The 18250-nt window shown below is 43.4% G+C and carries 18 protein-coding genes; 9 read left to right on the top strand and 9 right to left on the bottom strand.

Annotation, left to right across the window (positions count from 1 at the left end):
- Window positions 1-9 precede the first annotated feature (9 nt).
- The 4 genes from murI (at window position 10) to AY605_RS02690 (ending at window position 3772) form a co-directional block, all read left to right on the top strand.
- Window positions 10-882 carry a glutamate racemase gene (gene murI / locus AY605_RS02705; protein WP_064094926.1) on the top strand — a complete coding sequence of 291 codons (873 nt, stop codon included), beginning with the start codon at window positions 10-12 and terminating at the stop codon, window positions 880-882.
- A gap of 115 nt (window positions 883-997) precedes the next feature.
- Entirely contained in the window at window positions 998-2026 is a 1029-nt protein-coding gene (locus AY605_RS02700) for a DUF4062 domain-containing protein (RefSeq protein ID WP_064094925.1), read from the top strand.
- 65 nt (window positions 2027-2091) lie between these two features.
- A complete protein-coding gene (gene hemH / locus AY605_RS02695; protein WP_064094924.1) occupies window positions 2092-3105 on the top strand; it encodes a ferrochelatase in 1014 nt (337 codons plus the stop codon).
- A gap of 22 nt (window positions 3106-3127) precedes the next feature.
- Complete coding sequence (locus AY605_RS02690; protein ID WP_064094923.1) at window positions 3128-3772, top strand: MBL fold metallo-hydrolase; 645 nt, start codon at window positions 3128-3130, stop codon at window positions 3770-3772.
- A 631-nt stretch (window positions 3773-4403) separates the two neighbouring features.
- On the opposite strand, the gene AY605_RS02685 is transcribed toward AY605_RS02690, so the two are convergent.
- Window positions 4404-4577: a DNA gyrase inhibitor YacG gene (locus AY605_RS02685; RefSeq protein WP_004278554.1), complete on the bottom strand. Its 174-nt coding sequence runs from the start codon at window positions 4575-4577 to the stop codon at window positions 4404-4406.
- An 85-nt stretch (window positions 4578-4662) separates the two neighbouring features.
- Here AY605_RS02685 and AY605_RS02680 point away from each other — a divergent pair, with 85 nt between their 5' ends.
- Both AY605_RS02680 and AY605_RS02675 read left to right on the top strand, forming a co-directional pair.
- Entirely contained in the window at window positions 4663-5307 is a 645-nt protein-coding gene (locus AY605_RS02680; protein ID WP_171254905.1) for an SAM-dependent methyltransferase, read from the top strand.
- Between the two features lie 4 nt (window positions 5308-5311).
- Entirely contained in the window at window positions 5312-6511 is a 1200-nt protein-coding gene (locus AY605_RS02675; protein WP_064094921.1) for a TIGR03862 family flavoprotein, read from the top strand.
- A gap of 151 nt (window positions 6512-6662) precedes the next feature.
- Here AY605_RS02675 and AY605_RS02670 read toward each other — a convergent pair whose 3' ends face one another.
- Together AY605_RS02670 and AY605_RS02665 are read right to left on the bottom strand one after the other, a co-directional pair.
- A complete protein-coding gene (locus AY605_RS02670) occupies window positions 6663-7250 on the bottom strand; it encodes a hypothetical protein (RefSeq protein WP_064094920.1) in 588 nt (195 codons plus the stop codon).
- A 15-nt stretch (window positions 7251-7265) separates the two neighbouring features.
- Window positions 7266-8042: a class I SAM-dependent methyltransferase gene (locus tag AY605_RS02665; RefSeq protein WP_064094919.1), complete on the bottom strand. Its 777-nt coding sequence runs from the start codon at window positions 8040-8042 to the stop codon at window positions 7266-7268.
- A gap of 113 nt (window positions 8043-8155) precedes the next feature.
- Between AY605_RS02665 and AY605_RS02660 the strand changes: the two genes are divergently transcribed.
- From AY605_RS02660 to AY605_RS02650, 3 genes are all read left to right on the top strand, one after another.
- Window positions 8156-9427: a hypothetical protein gene (locus AY605_RS02660; protein ID WP_064094918.1), complete on the top strand. Its 1272-nt coding sequence runs from the start codon at window positions 8156-8158 to the stop codon at window positions 9425-9427.
- A 125-nt stretch (window positions 9428-9552) separates the two neighbouring features.
- A complete protein-coding gene (locus tag AY605_RS02655) occupies window positions 9553-9750 on the top strand; it encodes a hypothetical protein (protein ID WP_081406315.1) in 198 nt (65 codons plus the stop codon).
- Window positions 9751-9839: 89 nt separating this feature from the next.
- A complete protein-coding gene (locus AY605_RS02650) occupies window positions 9840-10793 on the top strand; it encodes a 2-hydroxyacid dehydrogenase (protein WP_064094917.1) in 954 nt (317 codons plus the stop codon).
- Between the two features lie 67 nt (window positions 10794-10860).
- Here AY605_RS02650 and AY605_RS02645 read toward each other — a convergent pair whose 3' ends face one another.
- The 6 genes from AY605_RS02645 to glyQ all read right to left on the bottom strand — a co-directional run bounded on the left by AY605_RS02645 (window position 10861) and on the right by glyQ (window position 18106).
- Complete coding sequence (locus AY605_RS02645) at window positions 10861-11346, bottom strand: hypothetical protein (protein WP_064094916.1); 486 nt, start codon at window positions 11344-11346, stop codon at window positions 10861-10863.
- 239 nt (window positions 11347-11585) lie between these two features.
- Entirely contained in the window at window positions 11586-11975 is a 390-nt protein-coding gene (locus AY605_RS02640) for a hypothetical protein (RefSeq protein ID WP_064094915.1), read from the bottom strand.
- Between the two features lie 448 nt (window positions 11976-12423).
- Window positions 12424-12849 (bottom strand): DUF3060 domain-containing protein, encoded by a 426-nt coding sequence (locus tag AY605_RS02635; protein ID WP_064094914.1) that lies wholly within the window; start codon window positions 12847-12849, stop codon window positions 12424-12426.
- A 337-nt stretch (window positions 12850-13186) separates the two neighbouring features.
- Window positions 13187-14959, bottom strand: coding sequence for an ATP-dependent nuclease (locus AY605_RS02630; RefSeq protein ID WP_064094913.1), 1773 nt, complete (start codon window positions 14957-14959; stop codon window positions 13187-13189).
- A gap of 94 nt (window positions 14960-15053) precedes the next feature.
- A complete protein-coding gene (glyS, locus tag AY605_RS02625) occupies window positions 15054-17123 on the bottom strand; it encodes a glycine--tRNA ligase subunit beta (protein ID WP_064094912.1) in 2070 nt (689 codons plus the stop codon).
- Window positions 17123-18106 (bottom strand): glycine--tRNA ligase subunit alpha, encoded by a 984-nt coding sequence (gene glyQ / locus AY605_RS02620; protein WP_064094911.1) that lies wholly within the window; start codon window positions 18104-18106, stop codon window positions 17123-17125. The genes glyS and glyQ overlap by 1 nt, the downstream gene beginning before the upstream one ends.
- Window positions 18107-18250: the final 144 nt, after the last annotated feature.

The following is an 18250-nucleotide window of genomic DNA, read 5'->3' as shown; positions in this document are numbered from 1 at the left end:
TGCAACGTTATGAGCGCTATTCAACCAATTTCCAAGCTATTGGACCCGATGCCCAATGCCACGGCAGATGCCCCGATTGGTATTTTTGACTCAGGCGTAGGCGGCTTGTCGGTCGCCCTAGAAATTGCCCGGTATTTACCCAATGAGCGCTTTGTCTATTATGCAGATACTGCCCATGTTCCTTATGGGCCGAGAGAGGATCAGGAGATCCGCACCCTGACGGCTCAGGCGATTGAATGGCTGTATCGTCAGGGTTGTAAAGTTGCAGTGGTGGCTTGCAATACCGCTTCTGCTTTTAGTCTGGATTATTTACGTGAGCATTATGGTGAAAACTTTCCGATTATCGGTTTGGTGCCCGCACTTAAACCGGCCGTCCTGAATACCCAGTCAAAAACGGTTGCAGTACTGGCCACACCTGCAACCTTCCGCGGCCAGCTGATTAAAGATGTGATTACCCGTTTTGCCGAACCTGCTCAAGTCAAAGTCCTGCCGGTCACCAGTCTGGAGCTGGTGCCTTTTGTGGAGGCCGGAGAGCAGATGAGTGAAGCCTGCTTGCAGACATTAAAAGAGATTTTACAACCTGTTATAGATCAAGGCGCTGACTATTTAGTGCTTGGATGTACACATTACCCCTTCCTAAAATCGTCAATTCAGTATATTTTTGGTCAAAAGCTGACATTAATTGACTCAGGATTCGCAGTTGCAAGACAAACAGCCCGAATTTTAATTAAAAATGGGTTATTATTTGAGCATAAGTCTGGCAAAAGTGTAACGATTGAACTGGTGGTGAGTGGGCAGAATGCTGAACAGCTCCGACCGATTTTGCAGCACCTGATTCCAGCCGATATAAAATGGCAGGTCAGTAACATGAGTGCAGTCTAAAGCTCATTTTTATAATTTAAAAAGAACTATATTTTTTAATTGGGGTGGCCATATTGCGTAAGGAAACATGTACTTATGCATGTTTACGCAAATGTACAGGAGAAGAGGATAGCCCATGCTGGATAAACGATACCAAGTGTTCATCTCAACCTCTGGGGCAGAAATGCAACCGGAGCGTATCATTTTGTCTCAAACACTGGTGGGAATGGGATTTTTCTCGTGGGGGCTGGAACAGCGTACACCGCTGAATACTGCATTTGCACGCCGCCAGATTGATGACTGTGATTATGTCGTGATTTTACTGGGTAGCCAATACGGGGAGCAGTCAGTTTCGGGCGTCGGCTATATGCATCTCGAATATATTTATGCAGTGACCAAGCAAAAGCCGATTATTGTATTTATGCATGATGATCCGGCTTCACGTGAAAGTGCATTGCATGATGCCAAACCGGAATTAAAAGAAAAATTCAGGGAATTCCGTCAACTGCTACAGCAGGAAGTGGATCAGGTATTTACTTATCGCAGTTTGCGCGATCTGGAAATGGCAGTGCGTTTTAACATGCCACAGATGCTGGAGCGCTATCCGGTAACCGGCTGGGTACGCCCGCAAAATACCCAAGCCCTGCATGACGAGATTGACCAGCTTAAAGCGAAAGTCGCGCAACTGGAACGTGATGGCGGAACAGCTCAGCTCGATCCATTCTTAAGCTTGCCCAAAGTGGCGATGCATGAAGTTTTTTCTTTTGAATACCGGATGCATGCCTATCAGGATGGTAACTTCAAGGAAATTAAAGTCCAGAAAAAACTCACCTGGGCACAATTATTGGCATTGCTGGGCTCAACCTTTGTCAATCCCACGCCTGAAGAGTTTTTCTCAAAGCGCATGAATGAATATCTGAATGAAACCGGCCTGCCGGATGCGCGGGTGCAGATGCCGCGAGCACATGCTGTCGCGCGTGCCCAGATGAATATCCGTGCCTTGCATAGCTTGAAAATTCAAATGCGCCAGAATGACTGGATTGTGCCATCCGGTCGTGATGACCGCCAGCGCATGCTGTGGCAGATCACGCCAAAAGCGCAAAAGTTGCTGGACAGCAGCTTGCTGGATTTAGATCGCACTTTTCAATATAAGTCAGCGTATTAATCCATATAAAGAATAAATAAAAAGCTGTTAAAGTACAGGGGTTGATATCCTGACGGACGAACTGAATGTATTCTACTGCTAAAGCGAAAGTGACGATTATATTGGCAAACTTGGGCACACCAGATGAGCCTACGATTCCTGCGGTACGCCGTTTTCTCAAGCAGTTTTTATCCGACCAGCGTGTGATTGAGATTCCCAAACCGATCTGGCAAATCATTCTGCGTTTATTCATTTTGCCCTTCCGTCCAAAGCGGGTTTCACAGGCCTATGCACAAGTATGGGGACAGGATTCACCGATGCGTGAAATTCTGTTTGAGCAGGTCAGCGCAGTCAAGACACATCTCACCCAGCTGTATCCACAGTTTGAACTGAATGTGGTACCCGCCATGACCTATGGCAATCCCAGCATTCAGGATGTCTTGGCACAAGTCTCCGCGCAGCCACAGGAACACGTGATTCTATTTCCCCTGTTTCCCCAATATTCAGCCACGTCGACTGCACCTTTATACGATGCAGTGGCGAAATGGGTGGTTCAACAGCGCAATTTACCCGGTTTGACAGTGATCCGGGATTATTATCAACATCCTTTATTTATCCAGTCGCTGGCTCAAAGTGTACGGGACTATCAGGCAATTCATGGTCAGCCAGAAAAATTGTTAATGTCTTTCCACGGCATTCCACAGCCCTATGCCGATAAAGGTGATCCTTATGCCGACCGTTGCCGCATCACGGGTAAATTGGTGGCGGAAGCACTGGGTTTAAATGAAGATCAATATGCGATCAGCTTCCAGTCGAGGTTTGGTAAACAGGAATGGATCAAGCCCTATACCGATGTTTTACTTGAAGATTGGGCCAAGCAGGGGGTGAAATCAATTCAAGTGATGAGTCCTGCATTTTCTGCGGACTGTCTGGAAACGCTTGAAGAGCTGGCAATAGAGAATGCCGAGACCTTTAAAGCAATGGGTGGCGAAAGCTATAGTTACATTCCGGCATTAAATAGCCGTGAAGATCATTTGCGATTGCTCAATAGCCTGCTTCAGGCTAATCTGGATGCATTGACACAGACACTTGCCCATTAACTTGCCCGAGGTTTTTCACCCCATGTTACAAGTCAAAATTGTTCCAGTTACTGCCTTTCAGCAAAACTGTTCGATCGTTTGGGATGCGGACACTAAAGAAGCCATTTTGATTGATGCAGGAGGGGAACCTGAAAAACTGAAAGCTGAAGTGGAAGCGCTGGGTTTAAAGGTTAAAGCCTTATGGCTCACTCATGGCCATCTGGATCATGCCGGGGCGGTGGGTGCATTAAAAAAGGCCTGGAATGTACCGGTAATCGGACCGCATAAGGAAGATGCATTCTGGCTTGACATGATTCAGGAAGTTTCGGCACGTTATGGTTTTCCGATTCCGGAAAAAGTCGAAGTGACCCAGTGGCTGGAAGGTGGTGAAGTGCTGACCCTTGGCAATGAAGAATTTGAAGTGCGTTTTGCCCCCGGCCATACGCCGGGTCACGTGATGTTCTATAACAAAAATTATGACTTGTTATGGACAGGTGATGTCTTGTTTAAAGGCTCAATTGGCCGCACCGATTTCCCGCGTGGCAACCATCAGCAGCTCTTAGATTCAATTCAGCGTGAATGTTTCAGCCTGCCAGATGAAACTCGATTTATTTCAGGACATGGGCCGATCAGTACCATTGGTTTTGAAAAGCAGCATAATCCTTTTGTTGCAGGTAAAGCGGGTTAAAACTTTGAGCCCGGGATTGATGAGCCAGCTTTATCAGTCCCGTTGAAAGGGCCCGCTATGTAACTGTCTTAATTCCAGCACAATCAGAATGGCTACCAGAATCAGTAAAAAACCAATTGTAATGATCAGAAGATCGAAAAGATAAATCCCAAAACTCAAACTGGCTAGACTGCAGCCGATAAATAGAAAAAATAGGATTTTTAAGCACCAAAGCCCTCTCGCTTTCTCCGTTACATAATTTTTTAATATTTATAATTATTACGCCTGTTCGCCCAGATAGTTCATTATTTAAATAGCAGTTATTAAAAATTATCTAGGAGGTATTATTATCTTGAGAGTATAGCTTTAAAATATTAGTTATTGTTTTTTATTGATAAACAATTAAATTTTTTACTTGCGGTAAAATGGGTACACTTGTACTTTTATCGGGCAAGGTGAAAACTAGGAGACCTAGTCTATTAACAGGAAAGGATGAGATTTCTCCAAAAATGAATCTGATTGAAGGCTAGGGAACAGCATGCAGTATGATTTAAAAGGGCCAGAAACTACTCATATTCTATTTATTTAAGGTTAATCAATGGACTGATTAACCTTGGGATGAATGATTTAAATATAAAGAGCATCTAGCATTTTATTCTTCGCTATTATCGGCTTGTGGTGCATCCTGGGTAGGCAAACTATATTCTTCATTGGCCCAAGCACCCAGATCAATCATCTTGCAACGTTCTGAGCAAAAAGGACGGAATTCATTATCTTCCCATGTGGTCAGCTTGCCACAGCGCGGACAGTTTAAAGTGGTGGGCATGACAATAACTCCAAAGAAAAATAAAGGTTCGATTAGGCAAATATAGCCGCACTTGTTAGACTTATGCGGTTTTTATTAGTTTGATCTGATTATGCCGATTCGTCAATTTCAAGCACAGCGTATGCATGCGCCCCGTGAGTTTCAAAGCATCAGTCCTGAACCGGTCTGCGTCGAAGTGGGAGCGGGTAAAGGTAAACATGCCTTGTTATTCAGCAAGAACAATCCCGACACTCAACTGATTGCAATTGAACGTACCCGTGAAAAATTTCTGGCGATGCAAAAACAGCATGCTGTTGAGGGTCAAACTAATTTACAAACCGTTCATGCCGATGCTTTACCGTGGATCGTGCATGCACTGTATCCGCAGCAGGTAGAACAATTCTTTATTTTATATCCAAATCCTGAACCGCATAATCCGGCACAGCGCTGGGTCAATATGCCATTTTTTGAGTTTCTGCTTTCCCGCCTGAAAACCGGGGGAACGATTACTTTGGCCAGTAATATTCCTGCCTATATCGAAGAAGCAGAAATACAGGTGCGAGAGCTCTGGAAGCTGCCTTTTGTCAAAGAAGTGATTGCTGCAGATTCGGCGCGTACCCATTTTGAAATCAAATATCTGGAACGTGGCGAATTATGCCAGCAACTGATCATCAGCAAGCCGGAAAGCTATGTAACGCGCTTTGATGATTTCCAGCCTTTACAAGGGCAGAATGCCACCGTAGCGGAATAAGCAGATGAGCAAACGCATTGCTATTGTGGGCGCAGGCCCTGCGGGGTTAATGGCGGCAGAAGTGCTCAGTCAGTTTGGTTATGAGCTGCATGTCTATGAGCAAAAACCGTCTGCTGCACGAAAATTCCTGATGGCAGGCAAGACCGGCCTGAATATTTCCCATGCCGAGCCTGTGCCACAGTTTGTACAGCGTTATGATGAGGTGGAGTGGTTGTCTCCCTGGATCAAACGCTGGGATGCGTTCTGGATTCAAGACTGGATGAAACAGCTCGGTATAGAACCTTATATCGGTTCGTCTGGCCGGGTATTCCCGACTGAAATGAAAGCCGCACCCTTGCTGCGTGCCTGGCTCAAGCGTTTGGCCCGTGATGGCGTTCAGTTTCATTACCGGCATAAAGTCAGCCAGTTGCAGCAGCAACAGCTGGAGCTACATGATCTGAAAAATAATGAACGCCGCACTGAAGATTTTGATGCCATTATTCTGGCTTGTGGTGCAGTGTCCTGGTCAGCGTTGGGGAGTGATGGTGCATGGCAAGCTTGGTTAAAGCCGGATGAAATTGAACCTTTCCAGGCCAGTAATGCCGGAGTGGAATATCCTTGGTCTCGGTTTATGCAGCCAGTCTTTGGTCAACCGCTGAAACGTGTTGCAGCATGGGTCGGGCAAGGTGAAAAGGCCGTTGGTGATATCGTAATTAGCCATTACGGTCTGGAAAGTGGCCTGATTTATAAGCAGGGTCGGAGCTTACGTGAGCAGCTGAAACAGGGCCGAAACATGCAGCTTAGCCTGGATATTTTTCCTGACCAAAATGTTGAACAATTGACGAAAAAACTACAGCCAAGCAAGAAGCAGTCTTTAACTAATGTCTGGCGTAAAGCCGGATTGGATGGTGCCAAGGCGGCTTTAGTACGGGAATTGGTAGCCAAGGCATTATGGCAAGATACTGCTGCATTAGCCAAGCAGATGAAGCATTTGACCATTCCACTCACCGGCTTTCGTCCGATTGAAGAGGCGATCAGCTGTGCCGGTGGCGTCAGGCGTGAAGTGTTGTCAGAACAGCTGCAACTTAAATCCAACCCGTATGTTTTTCTTTGCGGGGAAATGCTGGACTGGGATGCACCAACAGGCGGCTATCTGCTGACCGCCTGTTTTGCTACAGGTCGCGCGGCAGGTGAAGGTGTACATCAGTTTCTCACAGCACATTAACTTATTTTATGGTCAGGATGGACAGGCATTTATACTGCAATACAGCATCAATAGATCTGGCCTTGTTGATCCATGCTGTTTTAAAGCTGCGATTTCAGCTTAGATTATTTTTGTATTTTATCTAAGCTGTGTGCCATTCTCGCATCCTGGACTATTCCTTCACTTGCCGGGAAGCTGGTTCTTTCTTGGCAAGGTCGGGGTATTGCAAACGCCAGTGTTCCAGCTGCTCTTGGGCATGCAGGTATTTCCCCAGTCCTTTGACGTTCTCACTGGCTTCATTTACAGTCGCTGCCTGAGACGGCGGACTATTGAGCAACTGTTCCTGATGTTCCCAGTATTGGTACATCAGCCCTTGAATATAACGGCCCTGTTCGGTTTTCAGCTCTAAGGCTTTTAGCATGTTCAGGGCAGACTGGACATGATCCCGCTGACGTTGCTGGACAAATTCTGCTGTCATATTTTCATCGTCGCGCATGCTGTTTAACTCTTTTTCCAGATCACTGCTCATTTCCTGAAAACGCTGTTCATAATCCATCAATGCGGCAATATCGTGCGGATCATCGGCAGTTTTGGGAAATTCTTTGAGAGGTTCGGTTTTCAGTTCCTGCATGACCTGATCTGAAGCCATGTTATCTGTTGGAGTTTCAGCTGGAGTTTCGGTCGTTTTCTGGTCACATGCCATCAGAAGCACGGCTGCGGCGAACAGTAGCGTTCGTGTTATTCCTGGTATTTTTTGCATGATCGCCTCCTGTTTTTAAGTACTTTTCTTGAACACATAGATATGGGTGATATACGGAAAATCTATCATTTCTTCTGCGCGTTTGGCGGTATATTGCTGAATGATCTGTTCAAATTGTTGTTTTAACTGGGCCTGCTGCTGTACGGGCAGGGCTGCAATAAAGCTGGTCGAAAGCAACCGTTTGGATACTACCTGTTCCACACAGCCATGCTGTTGCTGAGCCATTGTGGTTTCTGCATAGGGCTGAAATAGTGTTTGCTGTGTAAAGACATGGCGCCAGGCGCCGCTATGATAGCGTGGCGTATCGCCTTCCAAGGGGGCTATACAATCGGCTAAGGCCTGAACCCAGTCGACCCGAGTATCGCGCTGATTCCAGATTAACACCAGATAACCCTGCGGTTTGAGTACCCGGGCGAGTTCTTGCAAGGTCGCAGCGTCGGCAAACCAGTGAAATGACTGTGCACAAAATATTGCATTCAGGCTATGATCGGGCAGGGGAAGCTGCTGGCTCGCTCCTTCAATCGCATGAATGTCCGGATGGGCCAGTTTTAATTGAGCCAGCATTTCCGGGACAGGATCAATCGCGTTAATATGGGTGCTCAGCGGGCGTAAATAGGGGATAAACTTGCCGGTGCCACAGCCTAAATCCAGAAGATGTGCATCTGCAGGCAAAGCCAGCGTTTCACTGAGCCACTGGCTGATTTCTGCCGGATAATCAGGACGCACTTGCTGATATAGCTCAGCCGACGCACTAAAACCCCGTTTTGCTGCCGGATGTAATGATTGTGTCATATTTTGCGCTTTTTAATCTTTTCGATCCCTATAAAATAGCATATTCACTTTTTTGACAGCGTTCATTGACTGAATTGTTGTGGAAGGGTTCGATTTACCAGTACGGGAAAGTTATGGACAAGCAGATTGTTTTTGAAGATGAACATATACGCGCGATTTTTATGCCGGGATCTTCTTCAGAACTGATTTTTTCATTTGGCGATTTGATTACCCGTGCCAAGGGCCTCAACATCAATGCAGAAAAGTCACTGTCAAAATTTGAATTTAATGTCATTGGCATTATGCCCAAGCATAAATCCTGGTTTCCACAAGGTTCCATGTGGAACATGCTACAGGCAATTGCTGAACTGATCGCGCCGTTTCAGCAGCGTATTGCATATGGCGGCTCTATGGGTGGCTATGCCGCGATCAAATATTCCCGTGCCTTGGGCGTGCAACGGGTGGTGGCGATGGTGCCACAATATTCGATTGATCCGGAAGATGTACACGATGCCCGCTACAACATGTTCTATCAGCCAGAGCTGAATGCCGGAATGCGGATTGATGCTGAAGACATTGATCCGGCCTGTGAATATATTATTGTCTATGATCCTTACTGTGCCGAAGATCGGGCGCATTATCTGAAATTAGCAGCGTTGATCCCGCATCATCATGTGTTGCATTTACCTTTTACCGGGCATGATGCCATCGCGGTTCTGGCCAGTTCCGAGTTGCTGTATGACTTTTTGCTACATGAATATGAGCCCACTTATTTCTACCAGAAAATGCGCCGGGTCAAGAAAAACAGCAAGTTCTACTACCGCAAGGTGATCGAAAATGTCTTGCCACGGCACCGCATGGCCTTGGGGCAGATCCTGAAAAATAACGATCTGCAACTGGATAACCAGTTTTTTGATGCCACACAGAAACAGGTGATTTTGCGGGAACTTTTGCGTAATAAACAGGTCGATCAGCATGACCTGCTCAAGCTCGGCATTCATGTGAATTTGCCGCAGGAAAATCGCCAGTTGCTGTTGGACCAGTATGGACATGGTCTGGTATTTAATGTCATCAGTCATAAAATTGAAAGTTATGCAGAAGGTGCAATTGCACTAAACCATAAATTCCTGATTCCGATTTATGCCAAAGGTAACGGTTTGTTGAGCATTAACCTGAATGATGAACGTTATCTGGTGGTGATGAATGACCGGCATATCATGAAACTGATCAAGGAACAGGATGAACTCAATGTGGGCATGCATCCGATTTTAATGAAGCGCTATAGCGATTTTTATATGTTTAGCTATAAGCAGCTGAATCTGAGTACCAATGAATATGGGGCTGCTGTTTTTATAGACGATAGTGACAAAAATACGCATTTTGTGACACACAGTGAGATAAATTAACTAAAAATTTATATAAAAAACAATTACTTGACATGTGATAGACTTGGCATAATATAGAGATAAGCGGTATAAATAATAAATCAATAATACCGTTCCCGATGGTTAAAACGAAGAAGGGGATCTCTATGATGCGAGCAACTTGGATGATGCAAGTATGTTTTATCTTCGGTTTGGTTCTGCCCAATCTGGCATATGCAGAAAGTGTGCATCCTGCGGTGATTATGGTCAGTGCATCCGTCATTTTTATGATTATTCTATCCGTGTATGTGGTGTATCGAATCCGCAAGTCATTACGCAACCATATGGATAAACCGCTGGATTAATTGTTCCAGGCTGGAAACAGGTTGAAAAGACTCAATGACTCGTTTTAAATCACCGGAATAGATTGTCAAACAGGATTGAGGGAACAGCCGTGAAAGCCGTTTATTTAGATTATGCTTCTTTAGACCAACAGGATTTGGACTTTCAGGAACTGCATGCAGCATTTGACCAGCTTGTCTTGTATCCTGCCACCTCGGCCGAAGAGGTGCAGTTTCGTGTAGCCGATGTGGACGTCATCATAACCAATAAAGTCGTAATCGATGCAGCTACCATTCAACAATGCCCTGAGCTTAAACTGATTTTAATCTCGGCAACCGGCACCAATAATGTCGACCTTGCGGCGGCCAAAGCACGCGGGATCGTGGTGTGTAACTGTCAGGCCTATGGCACTTCGGCAGTCGCGCAGCATACCATCATGCTGATGCTGAATCTGGCAACTTCATTCCTGTCTTACCAACGTGCGTTACAACAAGGCGAGTGGCAAAAAGCCAGCCAGTTCTGCTTGCTGGATGCGCCCATTGTCGAGCTGGCCGGAAAAATATTGGGTATCGTCGGTTATGGAGAACTGGGCCATGCAGTGGCAAAACTGGCCGAAGCTTTTGGTATGAAAGTTCTCATTGCCGCGCTGCCAAACCGTACCGCTGATGCCTCCCGTGTGCCATTTGCAGAGTTGCTTGCTCAAGTTGATTTTCTCAGTCTGCATTGTCCACTTACCGATGATACCCGACATTTAATCAGTCATGATGAACTGGAAACAATGAAAAGCAGTGCATTTTTAATTAACTGTGCGCGTGGCGGTATTGTCGATGAAGCTGCTTTGGCTGAGGCGTTGCGAGCAGGCAAGATTGCCGGTGCAGCGACGGATGTACTCACGGTAGAACCACCGAAACAGGGCAATGTACTACTTGATTCAACGATTCCCAACCTGATTGTGACACCACATAATGCCTGGGGCAGTGTTGATGCACGGCAACGCATTGTGGATCAAATGGTCGAAAATGTAGCAGCATTTAAACAGGGTCAGCCGATTCGACAGGTCAATTGATAGATCGCGTCGATACAAGGTAATAGTTTTATTTTTAGAAAATAAAAAAGCCCGTGATGGGCTTTTTTTATAAATCGGTTACCGCATAACTGGTGGCTGAACCTGAACCAGATTGAGGCTGCATTTGTGGGGTGGTTGTTTGCTGTGGGGCAGCAGAGGACTCACTTAAAGGTTGCTGCACAATTGGTGCTGCTTGCTGTGAATTGCCACGCCAGACTTCTTTGGTCTGCTGGATTTTCTGACCAGTTTGCTGGGCTGCCTGAGTTGCGCCCTGATCTACTTTCTGAATCGTATCTGATGCAGTGGTCTTGGTATTGTTCCAGGCGCGATCTACACCCGGCTTGATTTTAGCAATACCTTTTTCCGTTGCTTCACCGACTTTCTCGGCAGTATTCACTACGCCTTCCTGTGCTTTATATGCAAATACATGCAGCAGGTTCGGATTTTCACCATAGGGTTTAACCGGTTTAGCAGACTGAGTCGTAGTTTGTGCGAATGCTGGAACAGAAAGCATTAAAGCAGTCGCTAAGATAATTGGGGTTTTGATATTCATTATGCATCGACCTCGTATTCGTCTGAGTGCGGTCTGAGTTTGTTTTTCAGTGTAACGGATAATGGGTCAAAAACAATGAATATCCTGTGAAGAGTGCAGGGCTTTCAGTTGGGGCTGTGCCAGAATATTGTAATTTTAAAGAAAATTCGGAAAGGATCTGGAGAAGGCTGGGGTCGTTTTTAACAGAATAAATCGCCCTATTTTTATATGAAAGTTATATTAAAAATAGGGCGGTCTTTTTAGTCACATTGTGTCAGGGCATCTTTGGCAAAATGCTCGCGTAAGCTGACAAAGTTCTTTTGTACGCCTGCATCGTGCAGGTTAAATTTTTGTGCGGTGCTGGTGCCATCGCGCTGGAAAGTCGCTGAGCCGGCATCGATTAGAGTCATGCCTTTAAATGACCATTGTTCAATAACACGGTTATTGCCAATATCGCCGGTGAATTCAATCACGCATTTATCGAGGAATTTGGTCAGTTTTGCCTTGTTGTTGGTTGTGTCTGGAACCACTTCAATATTTTGGACTTCCTGTAAGACACCGACCTGAAGCTGTGGGATTTTTGGCGCAGATGTACAAGCTGTAACTGCGATACTCGCAAGACCAGTCAGAATGAGTGTTTTAAATTTCATATGATTCTTTCTTGTTGAGTGGTGTTAGGTTGAGTATATGAAATATAAGGTGAAATGCCTATAGCCGTCCTTTGAAGAATGATAGAGACCAACGATAAATATATAAATTTTTTATTACTTATAATAAATATTTCTAGCTTGCTTAAATGGGAAATACTTGAAGAGTCAGGTAATTACTCTTTCAAGTCTGAAGAGGTGGGTGTAGTGCATAAACATTATTCTATATAAATACTAAATTGATGAACTATTAAAATATAGGGTAAGTATTTGCATAAGATGTTAATATTTATATAAATATTTTGTGATGAATATTTGGGAGGGTTTTTTTAATGATAATATTATTCAAATGAAACTGGTTTATCTCGTATTCTCTTTCAGTCACGGAAGATTAGTCTTTCGGGCCTTATCATATACTTTTATATAGCTTTTAGACCCATAGACCCAGTTATTACTGAATGATCTGTTCCGCTTTATTGAAAACACCTGAATTGTGAAATTGGATTGGTTGTGTGGAGTCTACGCTTTGTTGATATTCAGCTCTTAACCCCAGCCCGGCAAGGTTAATTGAACCAAGTGTATTGATATCAATTTTGCTTAACATTCCTGCAACCTGGATTTTATTAACGGTATTGGCTTTCACACTATTTCTCATGCCTGCAACTGCCATAGAGTTGGTGTGATCTGTATGCAGTTTATTGCCTGTTCCCGCCAACTGTACGGTTTTGGCCTGTTTCACATATACTGTATTTTTAGTGCCTGAAACTTGTAAGGATTGGGTATTGGCAATAATAAAGGTATTGTTTTTACCAACAATTTGCACGCTTTCGCACTGTCCGTCCAAGGTAATATTGCTATTTTCCTCACGAAATTTCATTTTACTTTGCTTATTACAGTCAAATGTCGCCACGGTATTTTCGTTGGCTGGTGTCGTAGAGGGGTCATCACTAGATATCGTGATATCACAGGCTTGCAAACCCCATACACACAGTACTATACAGCCTGTTATTAAGATGTTCTTTTTCAATGTTTTCTCAAGGATTTAATTGTTTATTATTTCTCCAATTTCTAGCATGATCCAAGAGTAAATTGCAAATATTATTTATTTTTCATTAGCTTATGAGCGCTTTAAATTTTATGTGATTCTTTCTTGTTGAGTGTTGTTAGGTTGAATATAGGGAATATATAGTGAAATGCCTACAGTTACTCTACTTTTAGCTAATCCATTCTATAGCATCTCTCAAATGTTCATAGTCACTTACTAAATCTTCAATAGAGTCATTGTTTATAAGTGCACTATTAAATCTACGCCATTCATGTTCTCTTTTAGAGTTAAAGCCATAAATAGCTTCAATATCCCCTGTACACCATACGTATATACCTTTAACTTTTAAAGAATTATGAATATTTTTTAGTATTGGTCTTGCTTCAGGTAGTTGGGCGAGAATTTTAAACTTTTTTGCACTGATTTGTCTTAAGGATGAACAATCTTTGACATGATCCTGACAGATATTTAAATCAGGTAAGTCTTTATTTCTTTCTACTAAACTTCTAAATTCTTCAAAATAATGAGCGTTAGAATTATCGATTAGATCCCAATCCTTGCAATTACCAATGAAATCAAGATCAGTTAGAATTCTTGAAGGTATTCCAAGAGCACCTAAAACTTTTTGAATAGGTAAAAGACTAGTTTTACTATCAGCAGAAACTAGAGATAGTTTTTTTAGATGAAAAGGGCGTTTATGTATTTTGGTATATATATTGGGAAGAACTCTAAGCTCAGTTTTCCCCTCTACTAGAAGGACTTCATCACTAAAAAAAATTTGAGAAGCATTATTTAGTTTAAACACTTCATGAAAATGACTAGGGTACTTAGTATTAAGAGATTCAATAATTTCTGAAATAGGCTTTCTTGCTTGTGTGCCTAACTCAGGTGATTTATAAATTTGTAAGGCATTGATTGCATGTTCAGAAGAGAGAAGGCTTGCTGAATGTGTAGAAAATACAATCTGATAACCTGAATTACTGAGAGTCATTAATGCATCACGTACGAGTTCAATAGTTGTAGGGTGTAAATAGAGTTCAGGTTCATCAATACAAATAATAGTATTTGATCTTCTTGAGCTAGGATTCTTTTGTTGTAAATCAGCCAAATATCTAATAAGGGCCATTTGTATTGAACGTTGAGTACCATGACCAAAATTATTAAAATCTCTTTCTGTGTGCTTATCTTCAAATATTTTTAAAGTTCCACTTTTAAAAATATCCTCAATAGTGGGAGTTGGGAAGTGCAGCTTTACAGATATATTTGGAAAGAAGTCATTAATTATTTCATTTATACCTGTATCGACTTTACTTAATGCAGGAATTCTATTAATTCCATCATGCGATAAAAGGTTAGAAACAGATTCCAAACTATTTATAAAATCTTGTTGATATTTTTCTTGGATCTCTAAGGAAATCAGTTCAAGAAGTTTAGATATTGCTGTCCCACTTTTATTTTTTGTTGAATCCTCATGAGCATCTGTCATAGCTTCAATATGAATGAATTTTGGAAAAATTTTTATAATAGATTGTTCAATACCGGAAGGGATAGACTTCCACTCCTTGCCATCAAATAAGGTAGCCACTATTTTCTGTTTTTCATTTTTATCGAGGAAGGTTGTTCTTTTAACTTTTAATTCTTCATTATGTATGAATGGGCGAAGTTTATTTGCATGATCTTCTTCTAATAAATTCAATAAATCATCTTTAATATTAGTTAGGAGAGCTGTTACTTCTATCGGTTCTTCACAATTATTGGCATTTGCATAGTAGTTAAAAGATTTAGCGCTTAAGCCTTCCAAAAGAAATTTAATAGCTAAAATGATATTTGATTTCCCCGCATTGTTATAACCAATTAGAGCTGAAAAATTATTCAAAATAATCTTAGTATTTTTACATGATCTAAAATTCTCTATTTCTAGTCCTTTAATTATTACGCTCATTGTTTTCCCCCATTAATTTTTTATTATTTAAATAGAATTAAAAAACCCCACTAATTTATAGCGGGGTTTTCTTTAACTTACAAGAAGTTATGGATTAGTGTTGTAACACTGAAATATCAGCCACTTTCGTGAACAACTCACGAAGTTGAGCAAGCATACGTAAACGGTTTGCTTTCAAGTCAGTATCATCAGCCATGACCATTACACCGTCAAAGAACGCATCCACTGGCGCACGAAGTGCAGCAAGCACAGACAATGCAGCAGTGTAATCTTTCGCAGCAAATAATGGCTCAACTTGAGGCGCAATTTTCGCAAGTTCAGCGAACAATGCTTTTTCAGCATCTTCAACCAAGTTTGCTTCAACCACAGCGCCTTCAGGAGCAGTTTCTTTTGCAAGAATATTCGCAACACGCTTGTTGGCAGCAGCAAGCGCAGCCGCTTCAGGCAAGGCACGGAAGTGGTTGACTGCATTTACACGCTTGTCAAAATCAAGCGGAGATTTTGGTGAAAGCGCTTGAACAGCTTGAATCACATCAACCGCAACGCCTTGGTCTTCGTATTTCGCACGGTAACGACCTTCAAGGAATGCAACAGCATCTGCCAAAGTCTTGTCGTGATCTTTCAATACATCGCCATAAGCAGCCAAAGCCAGCTTGATCAGATCTTCAATTGAAACATCAAGCTCGTTTTCAGTGACAAGACGAAGAATACCAATGGCAGAACGACGTAGTGCAAACGGGTCTTTAGAACCTGTCGGTGCTTGACCAATACCGAAAATACCTGTGAGCGTGTCTAAACGATCGGCAAGGGCAATGGTTGTACCTGTTTTGGTTTTCGGTAAAACGTCACCCGCGAATTTAGGCAGGTATTGCTCACCTAGAGATTCAGCCACTTCATCATTTTCACCTTCAAGACGCGCATAGTAAGTGCCCGCGATCCCTTGAAGTTCTGGGAATTCACCCACAAGCTCAGAAGTTAAATCGCATTTTGCAAGAAGGGCAGCTTTTTCAGCATCTTGAGGATTCGCACCGGTAATTGGCGCAAGTGCAACAGCCAATTTCGCAATACGTGTCGATTTGTCCCAAAGCGTACCGAGTTCTGCCTGGAATACCATGTTTGCCAGTTTCTCTTTACGCGATGCAAGCGGTTGCTTTTGATCTTGCAAGAAGAAGAATTCAGCATCAGACAAACGTGGACGAACCACTTTCTCATTACCTTCAATGATTTGTGTCGGGTCTTTCGACTCGATGTTCGATACAGTAATGAAGTACGGTTGCAGTTTGTTCTCAGTATTTACCAAACAGAAGTACTTTTGGTTGTCCTGCATGGTGGTAATCAAGGCTTCTTGAGGAACTGCAAGGAAGCGTTCTTCGAAGCTTGCACGAAGTGCAACAGGCCATTCAACCAGTGCCGTCACTTCGTCACGAAGATCAGCAGGCACAATCGCAATTGCATTCACTTCATCAGCAAGTGCTTTGACTTGCTGGTCAATGATCGCTTGACGTTCTTCAAAAGAAGCCACAACGTGCGCTGCTTTAAGCTTGCTTAAGTATTCATCAGCATGCGTTAAAGTGATCGCTTCAGGTGCATGGAAACGGTGACCATAAGTCACATTACCTGCTTTGTGATCCTGAATGGTTGCATCAATCACATCGTTATCTTTTAACAACACCACCCATTTCACAGGACGTACGAATTCGGTACGGCTTGCCGCAGAACGCATACGTTTTGCAATTGGCAGGTTGTCTAAAGCTGCTTGTAAAATTTGTGGCAGTAAAACGTCAAGGCTTTGACCTTTTACGTCTTTTAAGTAGCACACTTTTTCAACTTTACCGGCCTGGAAAGTAGAAACCTGATCTACAGTAATGCCTTGCCCACGCATAAAACCTTCCAAAGCTTTGGTTGGTTTGCCTTCAACATCAAACGCTGCCTGTTTGGCAGGGCCGTCAAAACGTTTTTGTGTGTCTGCCTGTGCGCCGTCCACATTGACGATTTTAAGTGCTAAACGACGTGGTGCTGCATAGGCTTCGATTGAATCAAAAGCCAGACCTGCATCTTTTAAGCCTTTTTCAGTTTCAGCTTTAAGTGCATCACGTAATTTTTTCAGGCTTTTTGGTGGAAGTTCTTCACAACCCAATTCGAACAAAACGGTATGTTTAGACATTATTTGCTCTCCTTAGATTCAACTTTTGCTTCCGCTTCAACTTGCGCTTTCAATTGTGCCAACACTTCATCACGTAATGCAGGTTCTGCCATCGGGAAACCGAGTTTCGCACGTGCAGCCACGTAGCTGGTCGCGATTGAACGGGCCAATGTACGTACACGTAAAATATAACGCTGACGTTCAGTCACAGAAATTGCGCCACGTGCATCCAGCAGGTTGAAGCAATGTGATGCTTTAATCACTTGCTCATAAGCTGGTAATGGCAGTTCCGCTTCGATTAAACGCGTTGCTTCAGCTTCGTAGAAATCGAACAGTTCGAACATCTTGTCGACAGGCGCATATTCGAAGTTATAGGTCGATTGTTCTACTTCATTTTGATGGAACACATCGCCATACGTTACGGTACCGAACTGGCCTTTGGTCCAAACCAGATCATAAACCGAGTCTACACCTTGCAGGTACATGGCAAGACGTTCAAGACCGTAGGTGATTTCGCCTGTAACCGGGTAGCATTCAACACCACCAACTTGCTGGAAATACGTGAACTGAGTCACTTCCATACCGTTCAGCCAAACTTCCCAGCCTAAGCCCCAGGCACCCAGTGTCGGAGATTCCCAGTTGTCTTCTACGAAACGGATATCATGTACCAGTGGATCAATACCGATCGCTTTTAATGAATCAAGATAAAGCTGCTGGATGTTGTCCGGGTTTGGCTTAAGCACCACCTGGAACTGGTAGTAATGTTGCAGACGGTTCGGGTTTTCACCATAACGACCGTCTTTTGGGCGACGTGATGGCTGAACATAAGCGGCATTCCAGGTTTCAGGACCTAGGGCACGTAAGAAAGTTGCGGTGTGGAATGTCCCTGCACCCATTTCCATGTCGTAAGGTTGTAAAACGACGCAGCCTTGCTCCGCCCAGTAGTTTTGTAAGGCAAGAATTAAGCCTTGGAAGGTATCAATATGCGATATGGCGCGACTCATGGTCATCCACTTAAAATTAGAGAAAAATTGTGCTCAATTATAAGGACTTTGCAGGGGAGTGGCAAAGGGTTAATGTGTCTATCCTTTTTTGAAAAAATAAAAGAGGCGGGAATGATAGGGCTTGCTGAAAGGCGTAATACGATT

This window comes from Acinetobacter sp. SFD (genome assembly GCF_001647575.1).
Lineage (GTDB): Bacteria > Pseudomonadota > Gammaproteobacteria > Pseudomonadales > Moraxellaceae > Acinetobacter > Acinetobacter pecorum.
This window is presented reverse-complemented; position numbering and strand designations above follow the sequence as displayed.

Excerpts from the sequence above, each read along its gene's own strand:
- murI (WP_064094926.1), top strand. The coding sequence starts at position 10 with ATGAGCGCTATTCAACCAATTTCCAAGCTATTGGACCCGATGCCCAAT.
- AY605_RS02700 (WP_064094925.1), top strand. The coding sequence starts at position 998 with ATGCTGGATAAACGATACCAAGTGTTCATCTCAACCTCTGGGGCAGAA.
- hemH (WP_064094924.1), top strand. The coding sequence starts at position 2,092 with ATGTATTCTACTGCTAAAGCGAAAGTGACGATTATATTGGCAAACTTG.
- AY605_RS02690 (WP_064094923.1), top strand. The coding sequence starts at position 3,128 with ATGTTACAAGTCAAAATTGTTCCAGTTACTGCCTTTCAGCAAAACTGT.
- AY605_RS02685 (WP_004278554.1), bottom strand. The coding sequence starts at position 4,577 with ATGCCCACCACTTTAAACTGTCCGCGCTGTGGCAAGCTGACCACATGG.
- AY605_RS02675 (WP_064094921.1), top strand. The coding sequence starts at position 5,312 with ATGAGCAAACGCATTGCTATTGTGGGCGCAGGCCCTGCGGGGTTAATG.
- AY605_RS02670 (WP_064094920.1), bottom strand. The coding sequence starts at position 7,250 with ATGCAAAAAATACCAGGAATAACACGAACGCTACTGTTCGCCGCAGCC.
- AY605_RS02665 (WP_064094919.1), bottom strand. The coding sequence starts at position 8,042 with ATGACACAATCATTACATCCGGCAGCAAAACGGGGTTTTAGTGCGTCG.
- AY605_RS02660 (WP_064094918.1), top strand. The coding sequence starts at position 8,156 with ATGGACAAGCAGATTGTTTTTGAAGATGAACATATACGCGCGATTTTT.
- AY605_RS02655 (WP_081406315.1), top strand. The coding sequence starts at position 9,553 with ATGATGCGAGCAACTTGGATGATGCAAGTATGTTTTATCTTCGGTTTG.
- AY605_RS02645 (WP_064094916.1), bottom strand. The coding sequence starts at position 11,346 with ATGAATATCAAAACCCCAATTATCTTAGCGACTGCTTTAATGCTTTCT.
- AY605_RS02640 (WP_064094915.1), bottom strand. The coding sequence starts at position 11,975 with ATGAAATTTAAAACACTCATTCTGACTGGTCTTGCGAGTATCGCAGTT.
- AY605_RS02635 (WP_064094914.1), bottom strand. The coding sequence starts at position 12,849 with ATGAAATTTCGTGAGGAAAATAGCAATATTACCTTGGACGGACAGTGC.
- AY605_RS02630 (WP_064094913.1), bottom strand. The coding sequence starts at position 14,959 with ATGAGCGTAATAATTAAAGGACTAGAAATAGAGAATTTTAGATCATGT.
- glyS (WP_064094912.1), bottom strand. The coding sequence starts at position 17,123 with ATGTCTAAACATACCGTTTTGTTCGAATTGGGTTGTGAAGAACTTCCA.
- glyQ (WP_064094911.1), bottom strand. The coding sequence starts at position 18,106 with ATGAGTCGCGCCATATCGCATATTGATACCTTCCAAGGCTTAATTCTT.